The sequence below is a fragment of the Streptomyces sp. NPDC006739 genome, assembly GCF_042869815.1.
Lineage (GTDB): Bacteria > Actinomycetota > Actinomycetes > Streptomycetales > Streptomycetaceae > Streptomyces.
The window spans coordinates 1-23,135 of sequence record NZ_JBIAGM010000023.1 but is presented as its reverse complement, the minus strand read 5'-3'; the positions used below and the strand labels follow the sequence as shown (position 1 = coordinate 23,135).

The window sequence follows — 23,135 nt, the reverse complement described above, 5'->3', positions numbered from 1 at the left end:
TCTTCGCGTATGTGCAGGCGTGTGCCGCCCGGAGTGGCCGTATGTCGGGGTCTGTGGACGAGGCGTGGACGGGATCTTGGAGCATCGCCGCAGGTCGCTGCCCCCTTCCGGCGCTCGGCTTTGCTCGCCTCGATGACAGGGCAACCGGCGCGGCTCCAGCCGTGGAGTCCGCGGCACCCGACTGCTTAGATCGCTGGCATGACGGACTGGTCCCAGCTCCACCACGCCTACGGCACGGCAGAAGACATTCCGAGCCTGCTCGGCGCAGTGAGCCCGGCCCCGAAGGATTCAGGCTGGACCGCGCTTTGGTCCCGGCTGTGCCATCAGGGCACCGTCTACTCAGCAAGCTACGCAGCCTTGCCGGCTCTGCGAGACATGGCACGCCAGTGGTCGCCCGCGGACAGACAGATGCCACTCGTGCTAGCCGGGGCCATCGCGGCCAGCACTGATCAGCCCTACGGCGAGCAAGATCCCCACGTGGCCTACGCCTCGGAGATGTCCGACCTGACGCAACTGACCGAGGAGGCTCTTCGCGATCCGGCCCTCGGCGACGACCCCGGCACTTACGTCTACTTGCTTGCCGCACTCCTCAGCTTCGAGGGGGTTGACGTCTGGGGCGAACAGCTCGACGGACTGAACGACGATGAATACGAAGTGTCCTGTCCAGCGTGCAGTACAGAGAACTTCATAGCCTTCGGCGAGTACGGCTTCTTCTCGACCACGGACAGCATGTACATGAACGAGACCGCGGCAAAGAAGACGCCGCTGCAGCCTGCGGACGCCTCAGCCCTGAAGGGGCTGGCCCAAAGACTCCACAGTCGCGCACTCGGAGACGGTCAGACCGATGTCGCGCAGAAGTTGACTTACGTGTTCGGCAAAGCACAGTGCGCCGAGTGCGATGAGGTCTTCAGCGTCGCGGAAGCCATCACCACTCGCTGGGACGCGTGAAACACGCGACTGAGGCAAACTGAAGCCTCTCACGGAGGCACACCGAATCAGGCCTTGCTCCAAGCTTGCCGATGGCGAGCCACGCTGTAGACCTGCTCCACCTGGTCGGCCGTGAGCACGCCTGAGAGCGGAGCGAGTGCCGATAGCTGGCGCTCCTGGTACACCCGGACATCGAGCTGCGTAGCGACCACCTTCAGCTCGGTGACACCGACGAAGACGAGCACCGGCTCCACCGGTACCGGGAAGTCGCAATAGCGCTGAAGCACTCGGACGACTCGCTTGGCCTCCGCCCGGCTCTTGCGTGCGTAGGGCGCCGGTTTGCCGTGATCGACTTTCACGGAATCGTCGCCGACCCATACGGCCCGCTTGTGGTGGTGCTTCGTATTGATGCTGAACACTCCACCAGGCCCGATCAGTAAGTGATCGATATCCACTTTGTTGGCCAAGGGAACGGAGTGCAGGACGTGCCAGCCGTGGGGCCGTAAGCGGTTCAGCTCGGCTCCCACTCGCCGCTCCCCCGCCAATCCCTTTCGCCAGGAGTCCCACTCAGTGGGGCGCCGCAGAAGCCGTGAGACGACCCGCTCCATCAGCCCAGGGCCGGATTCGGCGAGCAGATCACGCAGGGACTGCCCGGGAGGGTTGACGGCCAAGTCGTCGGCCGACGTCAGAGGCGGCAGCATCGGGCGCGCCTGAGTCTCCGGCGCCCTGTCTGGCGAGAGGGGCCCGGTGAGGTTCTGTAAGTGCTTCGTGAGCACTGCGATCACGTCGTCGCGGCACTCGGCTCGCAAGATCGTGATGTCCCCCGTCATGACGTCCGCCCAACCGACCGCGGTGCCATCAGGCAGGTTGGCATACAGCCGATCATGCCCGTACCGCTTCCAGCGCGTGACGTTCAGCTCCACAAGGCCCCCCTGTGCTCTCGCGTTGGCGTTGCCGACATGTCAACAGGAAGCGAGACGCGGCCACCGTGGTGCGTCACTTGATCCCCACCAGCGGCGTCGCTTCCCCGCTCCCACCTTCAAAGGGCCCTCTCAGGGCTCGGGGGTCCATTCCACGGGAGGGGGTGTGCGGCTGTAGTGGGTTCCCCTGGTGCCGTAGTGGGCGAGGTGCAGGGTCTCACCGTCGACTTGGAGCTCTGCCGGCGGAGGGTTAGGAACGGAGATCCACGGGTGGGAGTGGCCGTCGATGCGGACGGGCTCCCGGGGTTGGTTCCAGGCGTCCGCCCTTTTCTGGGCCAGCTCGCGGCTCCAGGGGTTCTGCAGGGTCCGCGGGGCGGCCGGGTCGTGCTCGTACCCGTTGAGGGCACGCACCAGAGCTTCGCTGTAGACACCCTTGACCCGGAAGTTCTCCAGGTCCTCAGCGCGTACGACCATGTTGACGTACCGGCGGCCGTTGCCCCGGTGCCGGCCCACCACAGGCCAGCGACAGTGGCCGGGGTCCCAGCGGACGGGCGGGAGCCACAGCAGGGCTCCTGCGCGGAAGTGCTTCGTGCCGTGCTGGATGTCAAGGCCGCTCTCGCCGTGTGCGGTTTCTCGCGCCACGTTGGCCACCAGGCACCAGCCCAGCAACCCGTCCGGCGGCTCTTCTTCGGTGGGTCCCGTGTCTGTCACGCCCAGAATTTTGAGGCACGGGACGGGGCGCGAGCTAGCTCTTATCAGCTGAACCGACCGGAGCGAACCACATGACGTGACAGTGGACAGCCGTGAGTCCGGAGAGCGAGCGGCGCTATCCAGCTCGCGTCCTTCCGTTTGAAGAGTCGCCGCAGTTAGGCGCGAAACGAGGGAGGCCCCAGGCAACATGCCTAGGGCCTCGGGGTAGGTGCAGGTTGTCTCACTCGTACTCGCGCAGCAGGTCCTCGATGCGCCGGTTGGCGACGTCCTGCCGACCGTCGAGGCACTTCGCGTAGCGCGTCAGCAGCACCTCAACGCTGTTGCCGGCGCGCTCGGCGACCTCGGTGGGATCCACTCCCGCATTGAGCCACGTCGACAGCGCCGAGTGCCGAAGATCGTACGGCCTACTCGCGAGCGGCGAGGCCGCGACGGCCGGCGGAAGCGCCAGAAGCCGAGCCTCCTGCCACACGCGGTAGTAGGTCGAGGACGGGACGACCGAACCCTTCTCACTGAAAAAGAGCCGCCCGTCTTCCGCCGTGCCGAACGTGGCAAGGTGCTCGCGCAGGACTGCGACGAGCTGGGGCGGAATGGGCACGCGCCGAACGTCCTCAGTCGGCCGATTCTTGAGTCCGCGGTCGTCGTGGGTCTCCCCCGAGTCCGTCCACTGCTTGCCGACCGAAGGACGAGTCCGGTGGAGCAGCGCCGAGCCCCAGCCCTGCTCCGGGAGGACAAGGTCAGTCTCGACCAGGCCGACCGCCTCAGCGGGCCGGAGGCCGCCGAAGTACATCGCCGCGAAGAGTCCGACGAGGCGCCGGCCGCGAGCACGCCGGTAGCCGCCCACGTAGGACACCGCCGCCAGGAGGTTGCGTGCCTGCTCCGGATTGGCGACAACGCGCGGATCGACCTGGTTCGAGACCTTGGGCTTCTGCCAGCGAACCGCCGTGATCGGATTCTCTCGCAGCTCCCCCAGGTCGACCGCGTAGTTCGCAGCGTTGACGAGGGTCCGCCGCTTCCGCCGCACGGTCTCGGCAGCTGCCGCGGTGCCGTCGAGCTTCAGCTTCAGCCCGTCGAGCACCGCACGGGCCGTTGCCGGCTCAGCGAGATCCGCAAGCGGCCGGGATGCCTTGGCCACCCAGTGCAGAACGTTTCGAACGTGATCCGGAACCTCCCGGTCGTTGGGCCCCGGCATCACGAAGGCCCAGTTGCGTAAGGCCTTGCGGATCTCCTCATCGGACGGCCGTCCTGCGCGCTCCACGAGCAGTTCCATGGTCACGCTGGTTAGAGATTCGTTGATGCCGTCGCGCGTATTGGGCGCAGCATGGGGCCATTTCATCGCGAGGTACCTGAGGGCGAAGTCGTACCAGGACAGCGGCGACTTCTTCTGTTCCATCGAGGCTGGAAGACCAGTCTCCGTGTCGAATTCTTCGCCGCCCCGCATGGCACTCATGAGCTTCGCTCGGTAGTGGTCAGCGAGCGCCTTGGTGCGGAACGAGTCCGAGAAGACGTTGCCCGCGACAGACCAGCGCACCCCGTACGAGGGCGTCTTGGTGTCCCGCTTACGTACGCCCCAGACCTTGGCGTCGAGAGACTTCACGCGGCCTCCTCCTGCCGGAGCCACGAAGCGAAGTCACTACGCCAGACCCGAAGCTCGCCATTGGGGAGCTTGAACGCGGCCGGCCCCTGTCCCAGCTCGCGCCAGCGGTAGAACGTCCGGCGAGAAACGCCCCCCAGCTCGGCCAGGACTTGGCGAACAGTCATCAGTTCGTCGCGGCGGACGTCCATGTCGGTTCTCCTTTCGTTCCGGGGGCGGGTTCGAGTGAGGCGGTGAGCCAGGCTTCGGCGGTGCTGAGGCCGGTGCCGGCGAAAACCCAGTGGGCAAGGACGAGCGTGGTTTCGCCGTCTCGCTGCGTGGCGGCCGGGGTGGCTTGTGCGCGGCGCCATTCAGCGCGGGCGTCGCGGAGGGCGCCGAGGGTGGTGGAGTAGCGGCGGGACTTGGTGGAGAAGTGGCCGCGGAAGCCGAGCATGTGGGCCCAGGCGCGCAGGCGGAGGTCTGCCAGCTCGGGGCGCGCGCCCAGGGCCCAGGCAGTACGGATCAGGCGCCGGGCGTGCTCGGTGATCCGGGCTTGGGCCAGCTCGGCGAGGAACCTGATCGGCCGGTCCAGGGTGCCGGTCGCGGTCTCGGCGCCCTTGGTGGCGTACTTGGCGATGTACGCCGCCACGGCCCGCTCGGTCAGCTCCTGGCCGCCGTCGAAGTCGGTGGAGCGGATCGGGCGGACGTCGAGCTGTCGGCCCAAGACGAACGAGTGCGCCTGGCCGTCGATCTCCGGTCCGTCGATGCGTGCCGCAGTGGCAGCCGCGCGGATGGCGTCGGTCAGCAGCTCGGTCGTGGCCCAGGCCGGCGGAGCCGTGTCGCCGCCGTCGGGGCCGTCGAGCCGGATGACCGCGTGGAAGTGGACGGCACCGCGCTTCTGGTACTCGGCGACCTTGGCGAACGAGATCCGCGCGTGATCGCGGAAATCGCGTTGGGTGAGTCCGGCGCGCTTGGCGACCTCTCGGCGGAGGTAGATCGAGAAGCGCCGCCACAAGGCTCCGGCGTGCGCGTTCCAGAGCACGGCCGCTTCGTAGTCGTAGCTGTCCGGGTCGAGGGGCGAGCCGAGGGCAGGGTCTGTTTCGTCGTGCCGGATGCCGCACCGGCAGTCCCTCCCGCTGGTGGGGCGGTTGTGGACCGGGCCGAAGCCGGGGGCGGTGAAGGTGGCGAAGACGCGCGGGTGGGCGCCGACCTGTTCCGGGGTGCCCTTGCCGCCCCGGAGTCCGGCGGTGATCAGGTGGAAGGTGTCGCGGCGGTAGGTCTCGGCGCAGGCCGCACAGCGCGTGGCGCGGCGGTTGTTGCAGCGGACCAGGAGCTGACCAGCAGGGAGCGAGCCGGAGTCGAGGTGGTGCAGGACTCGGCCGATCTCGCCGGTCGTGGCGTTGACCTCGTATTCGGTGCGGTGGCCGTCGAGGCGCACGGGGTTGGTGCAGCCGCCCAGGCCCGAGAGCTGTCGTGCGAGCGCGGGCATGGTGCCGAGGCTGGCCAACATGCTGAGTTCCGCCAGCGGGGGCGGAGCTTGGCGCGTAATGATGGGGGTTCCTTTCGGCTGTTTCGGCGGTCGGGAAGGGACGACTCCGGGGCGACGGGATGCTTGGCGGTGTTGTTGTCGCCCCGGAGGCCGGTCAGCGCTTGTACGCGTTGCTGAGGAGGGAGCGCAGGACCACGGCGGCGATGGCCACGGCCACGGCCGAGATGGCGACGGCCGCCAGGAGCGCGGTCAGGACGATGCCGACGGCGACCACCGCGGCGACCGCGCTCACATACGGGGTCAGGGGACGGCCGGCGTAGGGCACCGGGGCCTGGCTCTGTTGGGTGGTGAGGGTCGTCGGCAGTGTGGGGATGTCGGGCAGCTTGGGGCGGAGCATGGCGGTCCTCCTTGTCACTTGCGGGTGCCGTTGACGACGCCGACCCCGGATCGGGTGCCGGTGTCGATGGCGGGAGCGAGGAAGGTGTGGGAGAGGTAGAAGCCGAACAGGGCGATCACGACGGCGACCCAGAGGCGGATGCCGAGGAACTTGATCGCGGCCCAGGCGATGACGCCCAGGACGAAGACGAGCGGCAGTGAGACGGTCACGACAGCTCCCTCAGCGGACGGCGCAGCGGTGGGTGCGGGCGGCCAGTTCGGCGGCGGCGCGGCTGTCGTAGTCCGTGGAGAAGCCGCAGCGCGGGGCCGTGCAGGCAGCGGTGTGCTTCTCACGGCCCCGGCCGTCGTAATAGGTGCCGACCTGGACGGGACCGATGCGGACGACGTTGCGGAAGCGGCGGTTGGCGGGCATCAGCGGATCTCCTTGTCGGCTTCTCCGGTGAAGTCGGTGACGTGCTCGGCGAGCCAGCGCAAGATCTCGTCGCCCTCGTAGCTGTCGGCGGCGAGGATCACCGGTTCGGCGATCAGCACGGCTTCGGTGAGGCGGTTCTGTCGGGTCAGCTCGGCGGCGCGCTTCAGCGCACGGAGCGTGGACGGACGCAAGGGGAAAGTTCCTCCGGGTCAGGTGAGCTGGGCTGCGACGGCTTCGGCGAGCGGCAGTGGGACACCGAGCCGGGCGCGAAGGGTCGAGGTGTCGATGGCGGATCCGGTCCGAGCGCGGTGTTCGTCGGCGACCTTGCGGCCCAGGGCGACGAGCGCGGGCGGGACGGGGGCTGTCGAGGACGGAGCCGGTTCGGGTTCGGCAGCGGGCAGTTCAGGGGCCGAGGGAACAGCCGGGGCCGGGTTCTCTTCCTGTCCGTGGACCGGTGTGCCTTCTGGCTTCGGGGCGCCGTGGACGAGCAGGGTTCCGCCGAGGAAGGCGACGGCAGGCCATCCGGCGACGAGGATGCGCAGCCAGGCCGGTACGGCACCCAGGTCGAGGAGTCCGGCAGTGGCGACGTTGGCACCGAGCGACGCGACCAGCGCGACGAGGAACCAGCACCAGGCCGCCGCTTTCGACCCGCCGGAGCGGAGCCGCCGCCAGGCAGCGACCAGCAGCAGGTCAACGCTGATCGGGTAGGCCCATGCCTTCCAACCGGCCTGTCCGGCGGCGGCAGCGAGGTCATGGAGGTGAGCGAAGGACAGGGCGCCGGCGATTACGGCCTGCACCAGGACCGCGTCCACACGCGGGGCGGGCCGGGCCATCAGGACGACTCACCGGGGTAGTCGAAACCGTCCTCGCAGCGGGGGCGCATGGCGAGTGATCTCCCTTCTCCAGGCATGGCGGGGGTAGGGACTTGGCGCGGGACGGCCACGCCGGCCGTTGGGTGCGGTGGGCTACTCGGTGACCGGACGAGAGGCGGTGACCGGCCCGGAGGTCTCTATGGGCGCGGGCGGCACGTACGGCCGGAAGGGCGTGAGCGCCGGTACGTCCGGGGCGAGGTGCGCGGACTGTCGGCACATGGCCGCAGCATCGGCGAGGGACAGGTAGGGCGTGCGGATCCGGGACCAGCCGCCGGAGGTGTCCCCAGCGACGGCCAGGCCTGGCTTCTCGGCGGCGATGGCGCAGGCGGCGGAGGCCGCATCGGGGGCGATGTCGCCGAGCGCCATCTTGGCGGAGGCTTCGTCGTTGACGCGGTGGCAGACACGTCCGGTGAGCTGGGCGCGGAGCATGGTCGCGCCCTTGCCCAGCTCGGCACCGAATCGCTGCCCGCACACCTCCAGATAGATGCCGGCCGCGCGGCCGAGCTGGGCGAGGCGGATGAGCTGGGTGACCATCTCGTCCCGCCGCTCTTCTTCCTTCCGCGTGGCGACGAGGAAGAGTTCGGCCACCTCATCGATGAACAGCACGATGGGAGCCGGGCGTTCACCTTCCGGCAGACCCCAGATGTCCGAGGTGATCAGCTCATCCGGGGTACCGGGCGCGATGCCCTGTCGGGCCTTGATCAGGTCGTATCGGTCCTCCATCTCCTTCACGAGCACGGGCAGCAGCTCGGCTGCCTGATCCGGATCGGTCGCCAGCGCGGAGAGCCGGGCGGCGAACGGCGCCAGCTCGACTCCGCGCTTGCAGTCGATGCCGACCAGGACCACCGGCTGAGCTGCCAGCCCGGTGAGCAGGTTCCGCAGGAACATGGACTTGCCGGACAGCGTGGCGCCGAGGACGAGTTCATGCGGCACGGTGCGGTAATCGCGGACGAAGGCGGTCGCGTCCTCCCGCAGGGCCACCGGCACCTGGAGAAGGCCGGCTTCGCTCCGGCGGGGCATCCGCACCTTCCGCAGGACATCGAAGCCGACGAGCCGGAGTTCGACCACGCCAGGCTTGATGTCCCGCACGTACACAGCATGGACGCCCCAGGCGTGGCGGAGCCGTTCCGCCGAGGCCGCCACGTCCGCCGGTTCCTGTCCCGGAGCCAGCCTCAGCCGGATCCGAAGACCGGTCGAGGTGGGTCGGATCAGGCCGCGGCGGGGCGGGACGGGCCGGACCTCACGACGGCTGGTCGCCTTGACGGCCAGCGCTCGCCACCGGGACGGTTCGACGGTCAGGCCGCACGCGTCCATGGTGGACGAGTACGAGGCCACGAACCGGGCCACCGAGACCGGCAGCCCAACCGTGGACCAGTACAACGCCGGGCGAGCGTGGCGGGCGTAGGCCGCGCCGCCTATTGCAGCGAGCGGCCCTCCCAGCTCGGCCACCGTCATCAGGTCGGTCACGTCGATCAGCCCGCCTGAGCCATCGGGAAGGCGCCCGGCGTAACGGCAGTGGCCCGGTAGGCGATGCCGTGACGCTGCTGACCGTTGAACACGCTTTCCCACGGTCGGGCCACGAGTCCCGGCAGCGAGACGGGAGCACCGACGGTCAGGCCGTCCGTGACACCGCTCTCCGGAACGGTGACCTGGAACAGAGACGACTCGCCCTCATCGATGTAGACGACGCCGACGGTCATCAGCGCCTCACCGGACACGGCGTCCTTGGCGATCTCACCGGTCTGCCGGTCGCGCACCTTCGGCGCCGGCGCTTCGGTCAGCAGGATCGTGGCGGAGGAGGCGTCAACACGGATCACACGCACAGAAAGTGTCTCCTTCGAGTTCGTCCAACCTGTCGCCTGACAAGTTGACTTAGCAAGTTCGAAGGTAGAGATGCTAGGTTGACTTGTCAAGTGGAAACGGTGGGGAAGGTGGCCCCGTGCCGGGCTCAGTTCAAGCGGTAGGTGTCTTCGAGTTCCTGCCGGTCGGCAGGCAGTAGCACGTCGGAGACCTGCAAGGCTTGGCCGGCGGCGTCGCAGGCGATGACCAGGACACTGAGAACCGGCACCCCTTCGGGTAGGCCGAGGAGAGCAGCTTCGTTCGCTTCGGGCAGCCGAGCCGAGACCCGCTCGGTCACATGGTCGAAGCGGATCTTCTTCCGGGTCTCCAGGTGCTCACGGACACCGCCGACCAGCACCTCTTCGCTTGCCAGATCGGTACCGTCGACCAGGCCGACGGGGAAGTAGGTGGAGACCAGCTCGACGATTTCGGCGTCCTCTTCGACGAGGAATCGCCGCACGAGCACCTTGGCCCGCTTGGGCAGACCGAGCGCGGAGGCGACACGCGCAGGTACAGGGACTTCGCCGACCTCAACGAGGCGCCCCGGTGTCTGCGACTCGTCGCGCTCCAGTGCCTCACGGCCTCGACGGTCCTTCTGTTCCACGCCGGCCGGGCGCCCGCGGACGATCGTGCCGTAGCCCTGACGCGATTCGAGCCAGCCGTCACGCTTCAGCAGCTCCAGAGCCCGCACGACCGTCGGCCGGGACATCCCGAACGCCTGCACCAGCTGATTCTCGCTGGGTACCCGCGTGCCGGGCGGGTAGGTGCCGTCCTCGATACGACGCTGGATGGTCTGCGCGAGGCGTACGTACTTTGGTGCCTCCACCTCATACGCCATGAACGCCGCCTATCGAGATTGGCCAAGTCAACTGGTCAACCAGACTAGCGGTGCCTGGCAACGCGCCGCCAGAGGCGGGTGCCCTCATTGCCAGGCATCAGCCATTGCGAAGGACACGACGGTGCCGCCGAAGCGGCTGGGGCCCGAGTGCCACGAGTCGGCGATGGAGTCGACCAGGAGCAGGCCCCGACCGTGCGCGTCGTCCTGCCCCGGCCGGCGCATCCGCACGTTCGCGGGGAAACCCGGATTGTGCACCTCGATCCGAAGCGAGCTTCCCTCGCGGTACCACTCCACCCGGACGACCCAGGGCTCATCCGACCGGCCGTAGAGGATTGCATTGGTCACTAACTCCGAGATCAACAGGACACAGTCCTCGATCGAGCAGGTAGGGCAGTACGGGGCGATGAATTTCTGGAACCACCGCCGTGCGCGAGGCACCGACTCGGCGGTCGGATGCAAGGTCATCGCTCCGAGCCGAGGTGACTCGGGGCATGGGTCACGGTCGAGCATGTAGGCCATCCGTGCTCACTCCTTGCCGGTGCCGTCACAGTCGAGGCACCGTCGCTTCGATGTGGCGCGGGCACGGTCATTGACGGTGGAATGCGCCAGCGTGGTACGCGTGCTGACGCGCTTCCAACCGCGCCCCCGGCAACCCCGGCAAGCTAAGGGCGCGTCCTGTTCCGGCCGCCGACTCGTCACGCCGTGCCCCCTTCCAGTGAAGTGGCCTTAGCCACTTACTGGATAGTGGCATTAGCCACTCACGCTCTGCAAGCACTTCGACGCAACTGGAGGCAGATCAGGTGAGCGGGTAGCCCTGCTCGAACGCCCAGCGATGCGGCGGGTAGGTGGCTTCGGCGAACTCCAGAGGTCGATCCTGGAGGTCAAAGACCACGTGATGGACGATCAGGACAGCCGAGCCTGGCTCCAGTCGAAGGTCAGCCGCTTCTTCGTCCGTCGCAGATCGCGCACACATACGGTCCTCGGCATAGCTGCCCTGGCGCCCCGTCATATTCTCGACGTACATCAGGGTTCCCTCTTGGATCCGCTCCGGATCCAGGAGCTTCGGGGCCCTTTGGCCGACGTCCGGACCGAACCACGAGGTGGACAGCGTGATGGGCCCGTCCTGGTTGTTGGTCACGCGACGCCGATGCACGGCCCTGAGATCCTTGGTCAACCCCAACGCCTCGGCGACGTGGTCCGGTGCGGCCGACCAGCCGGCAGACGTGATGACCGCGTACTCACCGGGGGTGTAGATCTTCCCGGTCTGACGCGCGCGGCCGTACAACTCGCGTGCTCGTCGGTTCACTTCGAGACTTCGGACGAACGTCCCGGATCCCTGCCGCTTCTCGACCAGGCCCTGATGGCTCAAGGCCTCCAGCGATCGAGCCGCAGTGGGCCTGGACACCTTCCAGTCCGCCGCGAGCTGCCGTTCCGAGGGGACTTCGTCCCCTGCCCGCAGGTCGCCTCGGAGGATCTGATCCCGGATGAAGTGAGCGATCTGGAGATACTTCGGCTGAGCCTCCTCGATCTGAGGCATGGTCCCTCCCTGTCCAAGTGGCTATGGCCTCTAGCCACTATAGGGTGAGTGGCCAACATTGAAACCCGTACGCTGGGTGGCATGACGCGGTTGATCGTCGCAGCAGGAGGAGGGGGCGACGCTGTCGCCGCCGCAATGCTTGACGCCGCCTTGTACGGCGACGAGGACCAGGCCGTGGTCCTCACGTACGCGTGGGATCGCTTGCTCATCGACCCCGTACCGGGCCCGCGAGGAGCCCACGATTTCACCGGCCTCAGCCAGATCACCCCGACTGTCTCGGCAGTGCCGGCCGAAGCCCGCCCGGTCGCTCCGGCGGGGTCCACCGTCCCGCGACTCGCAGCAGAGCTCCCGCACACCTTCGCGCTGCTCGACCCCCACCAGGGGGCCGAGGGCGTCACGCGCCAGCTGGAAGAGTTGGTCGACCATCTGAAACCGGAGACGATTGACCTCTTGGACGTCGGCGGCGACATTCTTGCGCGGGGCGACGAGCCGACGCTGAAGAGTCCGCTCGGCGATGCCATCACCCTCGCTGCCGCCTCTCAGGTCAACGCGTCCACCCGCCTGTTGGTTGCCGGGCCTGGCCTGGACGGCGAGCTCTCCGCAGATGACCTTCGCCCCGTGCTCGGTGCCGTCGTGTACACCCTCGCGGCGAAGGACGTAGAGCCGGTCAGCGCGGTCCTGGAGTGGCACCCCTCCGAGGCGACGGCGATGCTCGCCGCCACAGCCCGGGGGGTGCGGGGTACCTGCGAAGTCCGACACGCCGGCCTTCCCGTGCCGCTCACCGACGAGGGCCCGAGGGTGCACGAGGTCGAACTGGACGAAGCACTGAGCCGCAACGCCCTGGCCCGCGCCATCATGACGACCGCCACCCTGGATGAGGTCGAGGCTTATAGCCGCGAAATCTGCGGCTTCTCCGAGATCGACTACGAACGCAACAAGGCTGCGTGGTTGAAGGACCAACCGCCCATGCAGCTCGACACCGAGGCCGTGCTGTCCCGGCTCGACCAGTTCGAGACGGAGGCCCACAACCGCGGAGTCACCCACACGACGTTCCGCCACATCACAGAGGCCCTGAACCTCAACGGCTCCCAGCGCAGCGCCCTGCGCCGACTGCTCATCAACAGCCGCCCGGAGCAGTACGACGAGCCCCTGTGGCGCATCACGACTAAGCCTGAGTAACAACTTTCTTCACAGGTTCAAGGCGGCTCGCTCCGCTCACCGCGCGCGGCCCGGCCCCCGGCCGGGCCTGCGCTCCTGCCTTCGTCCCGCTCCAGCCCGGCCGACGTCCGCGCCGCGCGTATATCAACGAGCCAAAAGCCAGAAGTCGATCACCGCATAGAGCGGCCTGCGGTCAAGACAGTGCCTCCGGCGGGGGATCGGCCGGCACCGGGATGAAGGGGGCGCCGTTCCCGACTGCGGGTCCGTTGTGGCGTGCGCGGAGTGCTCCCATCCCGTACGCCGTCGACCCAGGCAAAGCCGAGCAGACGCGGCTCATGGCGTCCAGGTCGTTCGTACAGTGGCGCGCTCCACCTGGACGCCATGAACCACGCCCGCTCCACGGTGTGTGGGTCGACGGCGTACGGGATGGGACCGGGGGAGGCTGTTGGGTGAGAGGCCGTCGCGCCCGCGCGCCCAGTAGCGACTCCCTCCATGCACGCGCCGCCACCGCATCCAGTTTGACGTGGGCACTCACAGACTCATGTCCACACCATCAATCTGCCTGTTGACGTATGTAAGCCCCACGATCGCCCGTAATATCTGACCCCGCACCGCACGTGCACTGCCCTCCGACGTCCCGCAGGAGCAACTCTGTGCCTGAGATCTTTGACAACCTCAACGATCAGCAGTTGGGACCAGCGCTCAAGCAGTCACTGACCGCCTTCACCACTGTCGATGTCGCAACCGGGTACTTCGACATGCGGGGGTGGGAGGCGTTCCAGGAGCTAGTAGAGGCCAGGCGAGACTACAGCGTCGACGACGCAGCACCCAGCCCGACGGTGCGGCTCCTCGTGGGCATGGTCGCTCCGAGCGACTCCCAGACGATGCTCGATTCACTGCAGCGTGAGATACAGGCTGCGGACGCCGACGCTGAGCAGTTTCACGATATGGAAACGGCCCATTCACGCAAAGCGCAACTAGTTAAGCACTTGCGGAATCAACTCATGCGAGGTCTAGCAACCAACCGAGGCCGTGCCACTCTGCAGGCACTACGAAGTCAACTTGCCCACGGATTGGTACAGGTGAAAGTATTCACCGAAAAACCACTACACGGCAAGACTTACATTTTCCACAAGCCTGGCGATCACCACACCCCTCGGTTTGCATATGTCGGCTCTTCGAATTTCACCGGCGCCGGCCTATACAGCAACTTGGAACTCAACATCGAAGTTGCCGACAAAGACGCTACCCAGAAACTAGCCGACTGGTTTAGCGATCGATGGGACGATCCATTTTCACTACCGATAACTGCGGAGATTATCGACCTGATCTCTGCCTCCTGGGCCGGCGAACAGCCCACACCCTTTGAGGTGTATCTGAAGGTTTGCCATGAGCTATCCCAAGACGCCCGCGCCGGTATGGGATATGTCCTACCGCCTTCGATGAAAGATCTTTTGCTGGACTACCAGGAGACGGCTGTTCGCACACTTGCGCGACGAATCGTACGCCGGGGCGGCACAATGCTCGGTGATGTCGTGGGCCTAGGTAAGACTCTTACTGCCGTTGCAACCGCTCTAATGCTGCAAGGAGCAGAAGACTACTCCACCTTGATTCTTTGCCCGAAAAACCTTGAACCGATGTGGCTGAAGCACATCGAAAAGTACGACGTAAATGCTCGTGTTGTACCGTACTCAATGGCAGCCAAGCGGCTTCCTGAACTGAAGCGCTTCAACCTCGTAATTTGCGATGAGTCCCACAATCTACGGAACAACACTCGTATCGACTACGAAGCGATCCATCAATACATTCGCGACAACAGCGCCAAGGTTCTACTGCTCACCGCAACGCCCTTCAATCTCGCCTTCGAGGACGTCGCCAATCAAATAGGCTTGTACTTGGATGACGATGACGACCTCGGCATCGAGCCGACTGTCGCCCTGAGCAAGGATCCAAGCCTACGGTTCAAGGTCGATGGCAAGACCAACACGCTGACGGCCTTCCGCAGGTCGACGGAGGCCGAGGACTGGAAGCGGCTTATGAGTGACCATCTCGTTCGGAGAACACGGTCATTTGTTAAGCGGACCGCAAAAAAAGAACTAGTAACGGCGGCAGACGGGACACAAACCGAAAGAGAATATCTACAGTTTGCGAATGGCCAACGCTTTCATTTTCCCACTAGGGTTCCAGTCCCACTGGTTCATCACTTTGCTGCCGATGATGCGGCTCGGGAAATGGAAAGTGACACCACACTCGACGCTGTAGCTTCGCTCTTGCTGCCCCGCTATCGGTTGGCATCCTATGACAACGTTAAAGCAAGTCATACGGAGCAAGACCTGGCAATCCTGGAGGATATTCGATCTGGTCGAGGTAACGTCGTCGGGTTCGTTCGCACTGGTCTCTTCAAACGGCTGTCCTCGTCCGGTCATTCCTTCATTGTGTCACTCACCCGCCAGCGGACACGCAATGAGCTGTTCATCTACGCGATCGAAAACAATCTACCTCTGCCAATAGGATCGTTCACTGACGCTCAACTGCAATTCACCGACCTAGACCCCGACGCCGAAACGCGCTCTGACGGCGCGTTGCGACATGGCGATATGGGTGGACGCTACAACCGGTTGACTCAGTCGCTTCCTAAAAGCACAAAGTGGATCAACTCCACCGTGTTCACTCCGGCACTTCTGGCGGATCTTAAAAGAGACAACGCCACCATCAGTCGACTGTTGTCCGAGTTCGGAACCTGGGACGTCACGCGCGACTCCAAAGTCAATCGTCTCGTAGATTTGCTGCGTAACGACCACCCGGGTGAAAAAGTGTTGATCTTCAGTGAGTATGTCGACACAGCGGCCTACGTAGCGCAAGCACTCACAGACGCCGGCATCGGCAGAGTTGGTCTCGTTAGCGGGGACACGGAAGACCCGGCTGAAGTCGCCAGGCGCTTCTCTCCACGCTCAAACGCCTTGCCGACCGACGAAATCGACCCACTTACAAGAGTGGCTGCCGATGAGGAACTGGATGTGCTGGTAGCCACTGACGTACTGTCTGAGGGGCAGAACCTGCAGGACGCGCACATCGTGGTTAACTACGATCTACCCTGGGCTATTATCCGCATAATTCAACGCGCTGGTCGCGTCGATCGCATTGGACAAACCTCCGACAAGGTCTACGTCTACATAATCACTCACGACAAGGTCGAACAGCAGATCAACCTACGCCGGCGCATCAAGCAGCGCCTTGCCGATAGTGCGGAAGCTTTCGGCTCCGACGAACAGTTTTTCGGATCGGAGCGGGAAGTCGAAATTCTTGAAGACCTGTACCACGGCAAGCTTACTGACAGCGATGAGGACGAAGGCGAAGCCGACGCTGTCAGCGAAGCATTCCTGGTTTGGTCCAATGCCGAGGAGCGCTATCCTAGCGTCGTCAAGCGCGTCCTGTCGTCACAGGACAACATCGGTAGCACTCGGTCGCCGCGCATAGCCGAAACAGGTAATCAAGTTGCCTGCTTCATCAATACTCAGTCTGGCGTTGAGGCGTTCGCCATCTCTTCACCAGGAAATGATGGAGTTGTGACGGAGCGGCTTGTGACACCGCTTGAGGCGCTCAAGGTATTTGAGGCCGAACCTGATACTGCGACCCAGGTACCACTTCAGGACCATTTCGAGCGCGTTGAAAGTCTCGTACACGGCCCGCTGACAAATGAGGCTGTCGCTGAAGGAAACCTCACGGGAACGCGAAAGCGGGTGTGGGAAAGGCTGCACGGCAGTACTGGCACCCTATTCACAGATCAGGCACGCGAGGCGCTCAACGCCCTGCATGAGCGCCCTCTTACGGAGCATGCCAATGCACGACTACGCATAGCGCTCCGCAACCGGTATAGCTATGACGACCTAATCGAGGTCTTGAATCAGCTACACCAAGACGACAGGCTGGTTATCAGGACCAGCGAGACCGATCCCATTAAGATTGTTTGCTCGATCGGAGTACGCCCCGTATGAGTGACCACCTGATCGAGCGCGTCGAGGCGCACGACTACCGCAAGTTGTTTCTGCAGGACTTGCACTGGTCTGCGCCGACGCATCGAGCGCCTGTCAGCTTGTCCACTGACGATGGCCAAACAGTAGCCGCTGTAAACGTATCCAGCTATAAGGGCGTCTCTGTTTGGGTATGCGATCAACGGCCGGGGTCCGCAATAGAAGCACAGCTTGACCAACTCATCGCCAAGCAATCTGTCGACCGACTCACGATCTTCTACGACACGAATGAACAGGTTTGGCGCTGGCCCGTTCGTCGTACGGCCGGCGGTAACACGACCACTCGTCTGTCGTCGCACAAACACATTACAGGGCAGTCGAACCCAAATTTTGCGCACCGACTCGACTCAATCAGAATCGACTGGAATCAGCCGCTAGACGCAACAGGGCTGATCGCGCGAGTCCGTGAAGCATTCGATGTCGAAGCGCAGAATGAGACTCGGCAAGCGTCCAAATTGATGGCACGCATGTACACTTCGCTCGAGGCATGCGGAACTCCTGAGCACGATATTTCTGTCACTCTAGCTCGGATACTGTTCCTCATGTTCGGCGATGACACCGATATGTGGGAAGAAGGTCTCTTCCAGTACTTCATCGCGGGCAACACTCGACCGGACGCCTCCGACTTGGCCAATCGGCTACGTGAATTGTTCGACTGGCTCGACACAGCCGACAATGATCGAGGCCCTACACCTGAGCACCTTCGCGGGTTTAAGTATGTCAACGGCGGAATTTTCGGCGAGAGAATCAGCCTACCGACGCTGAACCCCGATTTTAGAGATACGGTACTCGAGGCATGTCAGCGAGACTGGGCCGCAGTCAGCCCCGCAATCTTCGGATCGATGTTCCAGTCGGTACGGGATGCGAACACTCGCCGCACTCTTGGCGAGCACTACACATCCGAAGAGAACATCCTCAAGACGCTGAACCCACTTTTCCTTGACGAGTTGCGTACCGACTTCGAGGTCGCCAAGACAAAGGCCAACGAAAAATTGGCCTTGACCCGGCTCCGCAACAGGCTTGGAGAGATTAAGTTTCTGGATCCAGCTTGCGGGTGCGGAAACTTCATTATCATCGCCTACCGGGAATTGCGGGAAATCGAGCTGCGAATCATGGAGCGGCTACAGGAGATCACTGGCGAAGACCAGATGCTCCTAGCCAATGTCGGCCTCAAGGTGAACCTAGATAACTTCTATGGCATCGAGATCGACGAATGGCCGGCCAAAATCGCCGAGACAGCCATGTTCCTGATGGATCGCCAGGCAGACCTCAAACTTATCGAACGACTCGGCTGGGCCCCTGATCGGCTGCCAATCAAACGTCAAGCCACTATCGTTGTCGGCAACGCTCTGCGCCTCGATTGGGAGGAAGTGTTTCCGGCAAGCGACACCTCCATCATCGCCGGCAACCCTCCGTTCGTGGGAACGAAGGAGCGATCCCCCAGTCAGACTAGCGATCTACAAATCGCGTGGGGAAAGCGTTACGACGGATACATGGACTATGTCACTGGCTGGTTCGCTAAGGCGGCGAATCACCTTGGAGACAAGAAGGCTAGATGGGCCTTCGTTTGCACGAACTCAGTGACAATGGGGCAAGCGGTTCCGTCAGTATTCGGCACCTTGCATGATGAAGGCTGGAAGATAAAATTCGCCTATCGCACTTTCCCTTGGACGTCGGAGGCGTCAGGGAAGGCAGCCGTTCACTGCGTTATTGTTGGTTTTTCAAAAGAGTCAACGTTCAAGCAGAGGCTCTTTGGGTACTCTGAGGGGCGCACACATCATCAGATCCCCGTTTCCCATGGCGTAAATGCATACTTGGTTGACGGCCCCAATGTACTCGTTCGAAAGCGCATGAAACCGCTGGGCCATGGACTTCCAGAGGTCACAGCAGGATCGAAGGCTGTGGATTGGGGATATCTTACTCTCGATGAATCCGAATGCCTGAAGCTTTCTGAAGATCCAGCTGTTCGACCGTATATTCGCCCTTACCTCGGCGGCGAGGAGCTGATCAACAACGAGCGTCGGTGGTGCCTGTGGTTGGTCGATGCCGACCTTCAAGCCATCCAAGAAAACCCGAATGTCGCTGAACGGCTGGCCACCGTGCGCAAGCTAAGGCTTGAGAGCCCCAAGGAAGCCACCCGAAAAGCGGCTGCGACACCGCACCTCTTCGAGCAGCGACGCCAACCGCTGGGAGCTTACCTGGGGATCCCCCAAACGTTTTCTGATTCGCGACGGTATGCAACCGTCGCAAGACTCCCTGAGACAGTTATTGCCTCAATCAAGCTTTTTACCGCACAAGACTCAGACGGGTACCTGTTTGGCGTGATCTCTTCCTCTATGTTTCTCACATGGCAGCGGACCGTGGGTGCTCGCATGAAATCTGATCCGAGCTTCACCAACACAATCGTGTGGAACACCCTGCCCCTGCCGCCTGTCTCGCAAGACCTTCGAAATCAGATCGCCTTGGCTGGTAAGTCGATCTTGGCGGCACGCGACCTCGCACCAGACAAATCACTAGCCGATCACTACAAGGCAAACTCGATGGACGCCGCGCTCCTCGCGGCGCACGACGCCCTAGATGCTTTGGTGGATGAGGCATTCGGTTCCGCCGACCGCTGCCGTAGTGAACAGGAAAGGCAAACGGTTCTATTTCAGCGCTATCAAGAAATGACGGCAGACTTGCTGAATTACCAAACCATCAAGAAGCCTAGGGCGCGTAAGTAGCGGTTGCTCCATCGAGCCCTGTCGCGGGTTCCGATTGAGGAGGAAGGTTCGTTTCCATCCACCGAGGGGCGAATCGGCCGCAGTGCGAGGCGAACTCGGACCAGGGTGTCACGGCTCCACAGGAACCGAGACGCCGGCTTCCAGCGCGTTCTCCGCCGCCTGGACCGCCGCCTCCGGGCGCTGACCCGGGAGGTGGTCGTCCACCACCGGCTTGCCCATCGCCGCGGCGATGTGTTCCTGAAGCACCTTCCGCCGTCCCTCGAAGAAGGCGTCGAAGTCGTCGGCCCGCATCAGCTCGGGGTCCGCGAGGTGCGTCCTGATGCGCTGCTCGACGCCCTCCGGGCTCGTCTCCGCCGCCTTGGCGAGCCGCTGCAGGTACTCGGAGGGTGCGTGGCCGCCGATGATCCGGTTGGTGCGTGCTGTCAACGGCGTCTTGTTGACAATGGAGTTGTAGACGGAGCGCTCGTAGCCGTTCTTCTGGCACCAGACCTGCGGGAAGATGTGATGGATGTCCATCGCCTCGTCGAAGTAGACGCTGACCTCCGCCTTCTCCCCCGTCCGCCAGTCCGCGGCGCCCGCCTTGAGCAGGAGCGCGTAGATGCCCTTGTACGCGGCGCTCTGGCGGGTCCGCAGGGTCAGGAGACGGTTCGCCGCGAACTGTGCCTGTGTGACCGTACGAGGTTCGTGCGTCGCCCCGTGGATCCAGTCGACGACGTCGGGGAGGTCGAGGTTGAACCGGGTCTCGGTCGTGCCGCCGTACAGCTCCCCGAACACTCCGCACCAGTACCAGCGTGCCAGCTTCTCCTGCGCACCCGCGGTCTCCGCGTCCTTGCCGGCGAGGGCGAAGATCGCGGCCAGCGGGATGAGTTGCGTGCCGTATGGGAGGAAGCGCGTGTCGAAGACGAACTGCTGGCGCAGGAACTTGGCGGCGACCTTGAAGCCGGCGACGATGTCAGGCGCGTATCGCCGGTAGTCCTCCAGGCTCAGCGCGAGCATGTCTTTGCGCTTGCAGCCGATACGCGGCAGGCGCTCCTCTTCCGTACCGGCCTCTTCCTCTCGACGCCGCCGCTCGGCGGTGGCGAGGAGGGTGACCGCCTGGAGGAAGTCGGTGTTGGAGACGTCCCGCAGGATGGCGTACTCGGGCGCCTCCCAGGCGGAACGGCACTCATGCCAGTGACGCCGCAGGTCGAACTCGTCGGCAGCGTACGTCGCCGTCAGCAACTCGAAGACGGTGAGCGTGACTCCGCCTGTGTTGACCTTCTCGAAGACCTGGCAAACGGCCTGACGTGGGGTGTCCTTGCCGAGTTCGATGACCGGGAAGTGGTAGAGGTCGAACGACCGGATGAAGCCGTCCCGGAAGCCGTACCAGAGCTCCATCGCATCCTGTGCGAAACCCCAGTGGCGGGCGAAGCCGTCGCCCCAGGAATTGTCGAAGAGGCATCGCAGCGGGAAGACGCGGTTCTGGTACTCCAACTCCCGTATCGAATAATCCTCCAGAACCTCACCTCGGAAGTTGACCACCTTGCGTGACGGTGGGACGAAACGGATCGCGTCCTCACGGTCCTCGTTCTCGTCGAGTGCTTTGACCATGTCGACGTAAAACCAGCCGCTCACCCGGCGCTTGCGCTCGTCCTGAGTCTCCACGGGGCTGTCCATCGCAAGCGACTGGAACAGCGAGGTGAGCCGCTGCTGCCCGTCGAGGACCAGCGACTCCGGTTGCACCTGTTCGCCCGGGACCGCCCCCTCGATCGGCCTGTACTTGAACCGAACGTCCCCGCCGCCCTCGAGCAGCATTACCGTACCGATCGGGTAGTTGAGGGACACCGAGGCCAGCAGACTCGCGATGTTGGGCCAGGGCCAGACCCAGCCACGCTGGAACTCAGGCAACTGGATCTTCCCTGCCTCGACCTGCCGCAGCAGGTCCCGCAAGGGCCGCTTGTCGATGCTGAACGTCTCGGTCGCCACATCTCCTCCTTGTGCAGCACAACGCGCCCGTCGGCGCTCGGTCGTCGGGCCCGAGCGGATGTGGAGGGTTCAGGTCCGCCCGACTCCTGACCTCGCCGACCCACCGGCCTATGACTTGTAGCTCCCACACTGCCTGAGCTTCTGCGCGTCAGCTCCCTTCTTGGTCATTTTGGTGGCCCCCAGGCAGCTGTCCTGCCTGCTGTGCGGGCATGGCAGTTGACATCCGTGCGTCACCAGTCCCGGCATTCCCCGGTACGTACATGCATCTGGCTCACTGAGGAGTTAGCTGCCGACGCCCGTAGCACACAGGTCAGCCGTGGACTACATGTGGGCGGATTGCGTGGCGTCGACTGGTTATGAGCCTGTGACTTGTGCAACCGCCGGAGTTCGAAGGACCCTCCGGAGAGAGTGCCCGTCCGGGAGGCACGGCGATGTCGTAGGCGTGCGGAAGGATGGTTCGGTATGAACCTCAATGAGGACCAGCGCCCTACCGTAGCCAGCGGCAACTTCATGTCCGAGCCCTGGCATGCCTCCGACCTGCTCCGTGAGCTGCACGCCTTGCGCGCGATCTCGAATGCCCAGCGGCGCGGGTACAAGTTGGAAGTCCTGCTGGAGCGGGCGTTTCGGCAGGCACACTTCGAAGCAGAGCACAATCCCAGGATGGCCGGCCCTCGACAGACGGATTTCGCCGTCGTCTCCCGCAGCCATCGCTATCTCGTCGAGGTGAAGTGGGAGAACGACGCGGCTGGCACTGACGTCGTTGACGCGGTCCGAAGCAGGCTGCGGCGCGGCGACGGCACCGTGGTCGGTGTCCTGTTCACCATGCTGGGCATCAACGACGCGGCGATCCGTGAGATCGTTGGGCACCGCGAGTACGGTCTAGTGCTGGTCTTCGACGAGGCTGATGTCCTCACCGCTCTGAAGGATCCGCACGAGCTTGATCGGCTCCTCCGCCTAAAGCATGACGAGCTGGTCGTCCACGGGCGGGTGCACCTCGGCGCACAGCATCGCGAGGGCCAGCGGTTCCCGCGGGATCAAGCCCGAAAGTCTCGGCGCCTCCCGGAATCGCATTACAGGCTGCTGAACGCAGACGGGGACGAAGTGCCATGGTTCTACGGGGCGGGCGGCTTCGGCTCCACAGTCTTCTGCCTCGAACTGCCTGACGTGGATTGGGTACCAGCGGCAGGTAGCGGTGTGTGCTTGGACATACCCGTTGCTGCTTGGGATCAGCGCGAACTACTCCGCCTCCTCGACGACCTGAACGCACTCGGGTGGATCAGCAACCGGGGCCAATGGAGCATTCAACAACACAGACGAAACTGGCACGGCACCGGCGCTAGTTCGTTCGTTGAGTCCCTGAAGGGTTGGAAGGCACGGACCAGCGAACTCGAAGATCCCCACCACAGCGAGGAGTTCGCCTATTTTGAAGCCTGTGACGGCGGTTTCTACACCCTGTCTGGCAACATCTCCGCGGGCCACGCCCGTCGAGTGGCGCGATGCAACGTCTCCCTCCAACTGGTCGGCGTGCCTTTGGACCCGGGGCCCCTACAGCAACTGTACGGACGTTTCGACGCACCCAGTCGGGGTTACTTCCGCCCCCTCGGGTCACGTCCGCGGGAGTGGTGTATCGACGGCCACTCGGTGATCTCTTCTTTGAGGCTATGCGGTGAGTTCGGTCGGGACGATGGTCTCGTCGGTTTGTGACTCGATCGGGTGGAGGCGGGCCTTGGCCAGGAGGTCGAGTCCC

The 23,135-nt window shown here is 64.2% G+C and carries 21 protein-coding genes; 5 read left to right on the top strand and 16 right to left on the bottom strand.

What is annotated here, in order from left to right; translation table 11 throughout:
• Positions 1 to 198: 198 nt before the first annotated feature.
• Positions 199 to 948 carry a hypothetical protein gene (locus ACFYMM_RS34030; protein ID WP_388393844.1) on the top strand — a complete coding sequence of 250 codons (750 nt, stop codon included), beginning with the start codon at positions 199 to 201 and terminating at the stop codon, positions 946 to 948.
• Between the two features lie 47 nt (positions 949 to 995).
• On the opposite strand, the gene ACFYMM_RS34025 is transcribed toward ACFYMM_RS34030, so the two are convergent.
• The 15 genes from ACFYMM_RS34025 to ACFYMM_RS33955 form a co-directional block, all read right to left on the bottom strand.
• On the bottom strand, positions 996 to 1,850 hold the full coding sequence (locus ACFYMM_RS34025; protein WP_388393842.1) for a nuclease-related domain-containing protein: 855 nt from the start codon (positions 1,848 to 1,850) through the stop codon (positions 996 to 998).
• Between the two features lie 129 nt (positions 1,851 to 1,979).
• On the bottom strand, positions 1,980 to 2,558 hold the full coding sequence (locus tag ACFYMM_RS34020; protein ID WP_388393840.1) for a hypothetical protein: 579 nt from the start codon (positions 2,556 to 2,558) through the stop codon (positions 1,980 to 1,982).
• 220 nt (positions 2,559 to 2,778) lie between these two features.
• On the bottom strand, positions 2,779 to 4,152 hold the full coding sequence (locus ACFYMM_RS34015) for a tyrosine-type recombinase/integrase (protein WP_388393838.1): 1,374 nt from the start codon (positions 4,150 to 4,152) through the stop codon (positions 2,779 to 2,781).
• Entirely contained in the window at positions 4,149 to 4,340 is a 192-nt protein-coding gene (locus ACFYMM_RS34010; RefSeq protein WP_388393836.1) for a helix-turn-helix transcriptional regulator, read from the bottom strand. Before ACFYMM_RS34010 ends, ACFYMM_RS34015 begins: the two co-directional genes overlap by 4 nt.
• Positions 4,316 to 5,638 (bottom strand): replication initiator, encoded by a 1,323-nt coding sequence (locus tag ACFYMM_RS34005; protein WP_388393835.1) that lies wholly within the window; start codon positions 5,636 to 5,638, stop codon positions 4,316 to 4,318. Before ACFYMM_RS34005 ends, ACFYMM_RS34010 begins: the two co-directional genes overlap by 25 nt.
• 133 nt (positions 5,639 to 5,771) lie before the next feature.
• Positions 5,772 to 6,014 (bottom strand): SpdD protein, encoded by a 243-nt coding sequence (locus ACFYMM_RS34000; RefSeq protein ID WP_388393834.1) that lies wholly within the window; start codon positions 6,012 to 6,014, stop codon positions 5,772 to 5,774.
• Positions 6,015 to 6,028: 14 nt separating this feature from the next.
• Positions 6,029 to 6,223, bottom strand: coding sequence for a hypothetical protein (locus tag ACFYMM_RS33995; protein ID WP_388393832.1), 195 nt, complete (start codon positions 6,221 to 6,223; stop codon positions 6,029 to 6,031).
• 10 nt (positions 6,224 to 6,233) lie between these two features.
• A complete protein-coding gene (locus ACFYMM_RS33990) occupies positions 6,234 to 6,425 on the bottom strand; it encodes a mobile element transfer protein (protein ID WP_351925844.1) in 192 nt (63 codons plus the stop codon).
• Complete coding sequence (locus tag ACFYMM_RS33985; RefSeq protein ID WP_388393830.1) at positions 6,425 to 6,616, bottom strand: hypothetical protein; 192 nt, start codon at positions 6,614 to 6,616, stop codon at positions 6,425 to 6,427. The genes ACFYMM_RS33990 and ACFYMM_RS33985 overlap by 1 nt, the downstream gene beginning before the upstream one ends.
• A gap of 18 nt (positions 6,617 to 6,634) precedes the next feature.
• Positions 6,635 to 7,258: a DUF2637 domain-containing protein gene (locus tag ACFYMM_RS33980; RefSeq protein ID WP_388393828.1), complete on the bottom strand. Its 624-nt coding sequence runs from the start codon at positions 7,256 to 7,258 to the stop codon at positions 6,635 to 6,637.
• 132 nt (positions 7,259 to 7,390) lie between these two features.
• Positions 7,391 to 8,764 carry an FtsK/SpoIIIE domain-containing protein gene (locus tag ACFYMM_RS33975; protein WP_388393826.1) on the bottom strand — a complete coding sequence of 458 codons (1,374 nt, stop codon included), beginning with the start codon at positions 8,762 to 8,764 and terminating at the stop codon, positions 7,391 to 7,393.
• A 5-nt stretch (positions 8,765 to 8,769) separates the two neighbouring features.
• Positions 8,770 to 9,120: a hypothetical protein gene (locus tag ACFYMM_RS33970; protein ID WP_388393825.1), complete on the bottom strand. Its 351-nt coding sequence runs from the start codon at positions 9,118 to 9,120 to the stop codon at positions 8,770 to 8,772.
• 125 nt (positions 9,121 to 9,245) lie between these two features.
• Positions 9,246 to 9,974, bottom strand: a complete 729-nt coding sequence (locus ACFYMM_RS33965) for a GntR family transcriptional regulator (protein WP_388393823.1) — start codon at positions 9,972 to 9,974, stop codon at positions 9,246 to 9,248.
• 84 nt (positions 9,975 to 10,058) lie between these two features.
• A complete protein-coding gene (locus ACFYMM_RS33960; protein WP_388393820.1) occupies positions 10,059 to 10,493 on the bottom strand; it encodes an ATP-binding protein in 435 nt (144 codons plus the stop codon).
• A gap of 277 nt (positions 10,494 to 10,770) precedes the next feature.
• Positions 10,771 to 11,511 carry a GntR family transcriptional regulator gene (locus ACFYMM_RS33955; RefSeq protein ID WP_388393817.1) on the bottom strand — a complete coding sequence of 247 codons (741 nt, stop codon included), beginning with the start codon at positions 11,509 to 11,511 and terminating at the stop codon, positions 10,771 to 10,773.
• Positions 11,512 to 11,592: 81 nt separating this feature from the next.
• Here ACFYMM_RS33955 and ACFYMM_RS33950 point away from each other — a divergent pair, with 81 nt between their 5' ends.
• The 3 genes from ACFYMM_RS33950 to ACFYMM_RS33940 all read left to right on the top strand — a co-directional run bounded on the left by ACFYMM_RS33950 (position 11,593) and on the right by ACFYMM_RS33940 (position 19,423).
• Entirely contained in the window at positions 11,593 to 12,690 is a 1,098-nt protein-coding gene (locus tag ACFYMM_RS33950; RefSeq protein ID WP_388394098.1) for a DUF1152 domain-containing protein, read from the top strand.
• 632 nt (positions 12,691 to 13,322) lie between these two features.
• Positions 13,323 to 16,664 (top strand): helicase-related protein, encoded by a 3,342-nt coding sequence (locus ACFYMM_RS33945; protein ID WP_388393815.1) that lies wholly within the window; start codon positions 13,323 to 13,325, stop codon positions 16,662 to 16,664.
• Entirely contained in the window at positions 16,661 to 19,423 is a 2,763-nt protein-coding gene (locus ACFYMM_RS33940) for a class I SAM-dependent DNA methyltransferase (RefSeq protein WP_388393812.1), read from the top strand. The genes ACFYMM_RS33945 and ACFYMM_RS33940 overlap by 4 nt, the downstream gene beginning before the upstream one ends.
• A gap of 108 nt (positions 19,424 to 19,531) precedes the next feature.
• Here ACFYMM_RS33940 and ACFYMM_RS33935 read toward each other — a convergent pair whose 3' ends face one another.
• Positions 19,532 to 21,388 carry a DUF262 domain-containing protein gene (locus ACFYMM_RS33935; RefSeq protein WP_388393809.1) on the bottom strand — a complete coding sequence of 619 codons (1,857 nt, stop codon included), beginning with the start codon at positions 21,386 to 21,388 and terminating at the stop codon, positions 19,532 to 19,534.
• A 462-nt stretch (positions 21,389 to 21,850) separates the two neighbouring features.
• On the opposite strand from ACFYMM_RS33935, the gene ACFYMM_RS33930 reads away from it, so the two are divergent.
• Positions 21,851 to 23,092, top strand: coding sequence for a hypothetical protein (locus tag ACFYMM_RS33930; RefSeq protein WP_388393808.1), 1,242 nt, complete (start codon positions 21,851 to 21,853; stop codon positions 23,090 to 23,092).
• Positions 23,093 to 23,135: the final 43 nt, after the last annotated feature.

Coding starts and splice junctions, on each gene's coding strand:
- ACFYMM_RS33980 (WP_388393828.1), bottom strand. CDS start 7,258: ATGGCCCGGCCCGCCCCGCGTGTGGACGCGGTCCTGGTGCAGGCCGTA.
- ACFYMM_RS33940 (WP_388393812.1), top strand. CDS start 16,661: ATGAGTGACCACCTGATCGAGCGCGTCGAGGCGCACGACTACCGCAAG.
- ACFYMM_RS33955 (WP_388393817.1), bottom strand. CDS start 11,511: ATGCCTCAGATCGAGGAGGCTCAGCCGAAGTATCTCCAGATCGCTCAC.
- ACFYMM_RS34030 (WP_388393844.1), top strand. CDS start 199: ATGACGGACTGGTCCCAGCTCCACCACGCCTACGGCACGGCAGAAGAC.
- ACFYMM_RS34010 (WP_388393836.1), bottom strand. CDS start 4,340: ATGGACGTCCGCCGCGACGAACTGATGACTGTTCGCCAAGTCCTGGCC.
- ACFYMM_RS34000 (WP_388393834.1), bottom strand. CDS start 6,014: ATGCTCCGCCCCAAGCTGCCCGACATCCCCACACTGCCGACGACCCTC.
- ACFYMM_RS33930 (WP_388393808.1), top strand. CDS start 21,851: ATGAACCTCAATGAGGACCAGCGCCCTACCGTAGCCAGCGGCAACTTC.
- ACFYMM_RS33990 (WP_351925844.1), bottom strand. CDS start 6,425: ATGCCCGCCAACCGCCGCTTCCGCAACGTCGTCCGCATCGGTCCCGTC.
- ACFYMM_RS33950 (WP_388394098.1), top strand. CDS start 11,593: ATGACGCGGTTGATCGTCGCAGCAGGAGGAGGGGGCGACGCTGTCGCC.
- ACFYMM_RS33960 (WP_388393820.1), bottom strand. CDS start 10,493: ATGGCCTACATGCTCGACCGTGACCCATGCCCCGAGTCACCTCGGCTC.
- ACFYMM_RS33965 (WP_388393823.1), bottom strand. CDS start 9,974: ATGGCGTATGAGGTGGAGGCACCAAAGTACGTACGCCTCGCGCAGACC.
- ACFYMM_RS34005 (WP_388393835.1), bottom strand. CDS start 5,638: ATGTTGGCCAGCCTCGGCACCATGCCCGCGCTCGCACGACAGCTCTCG.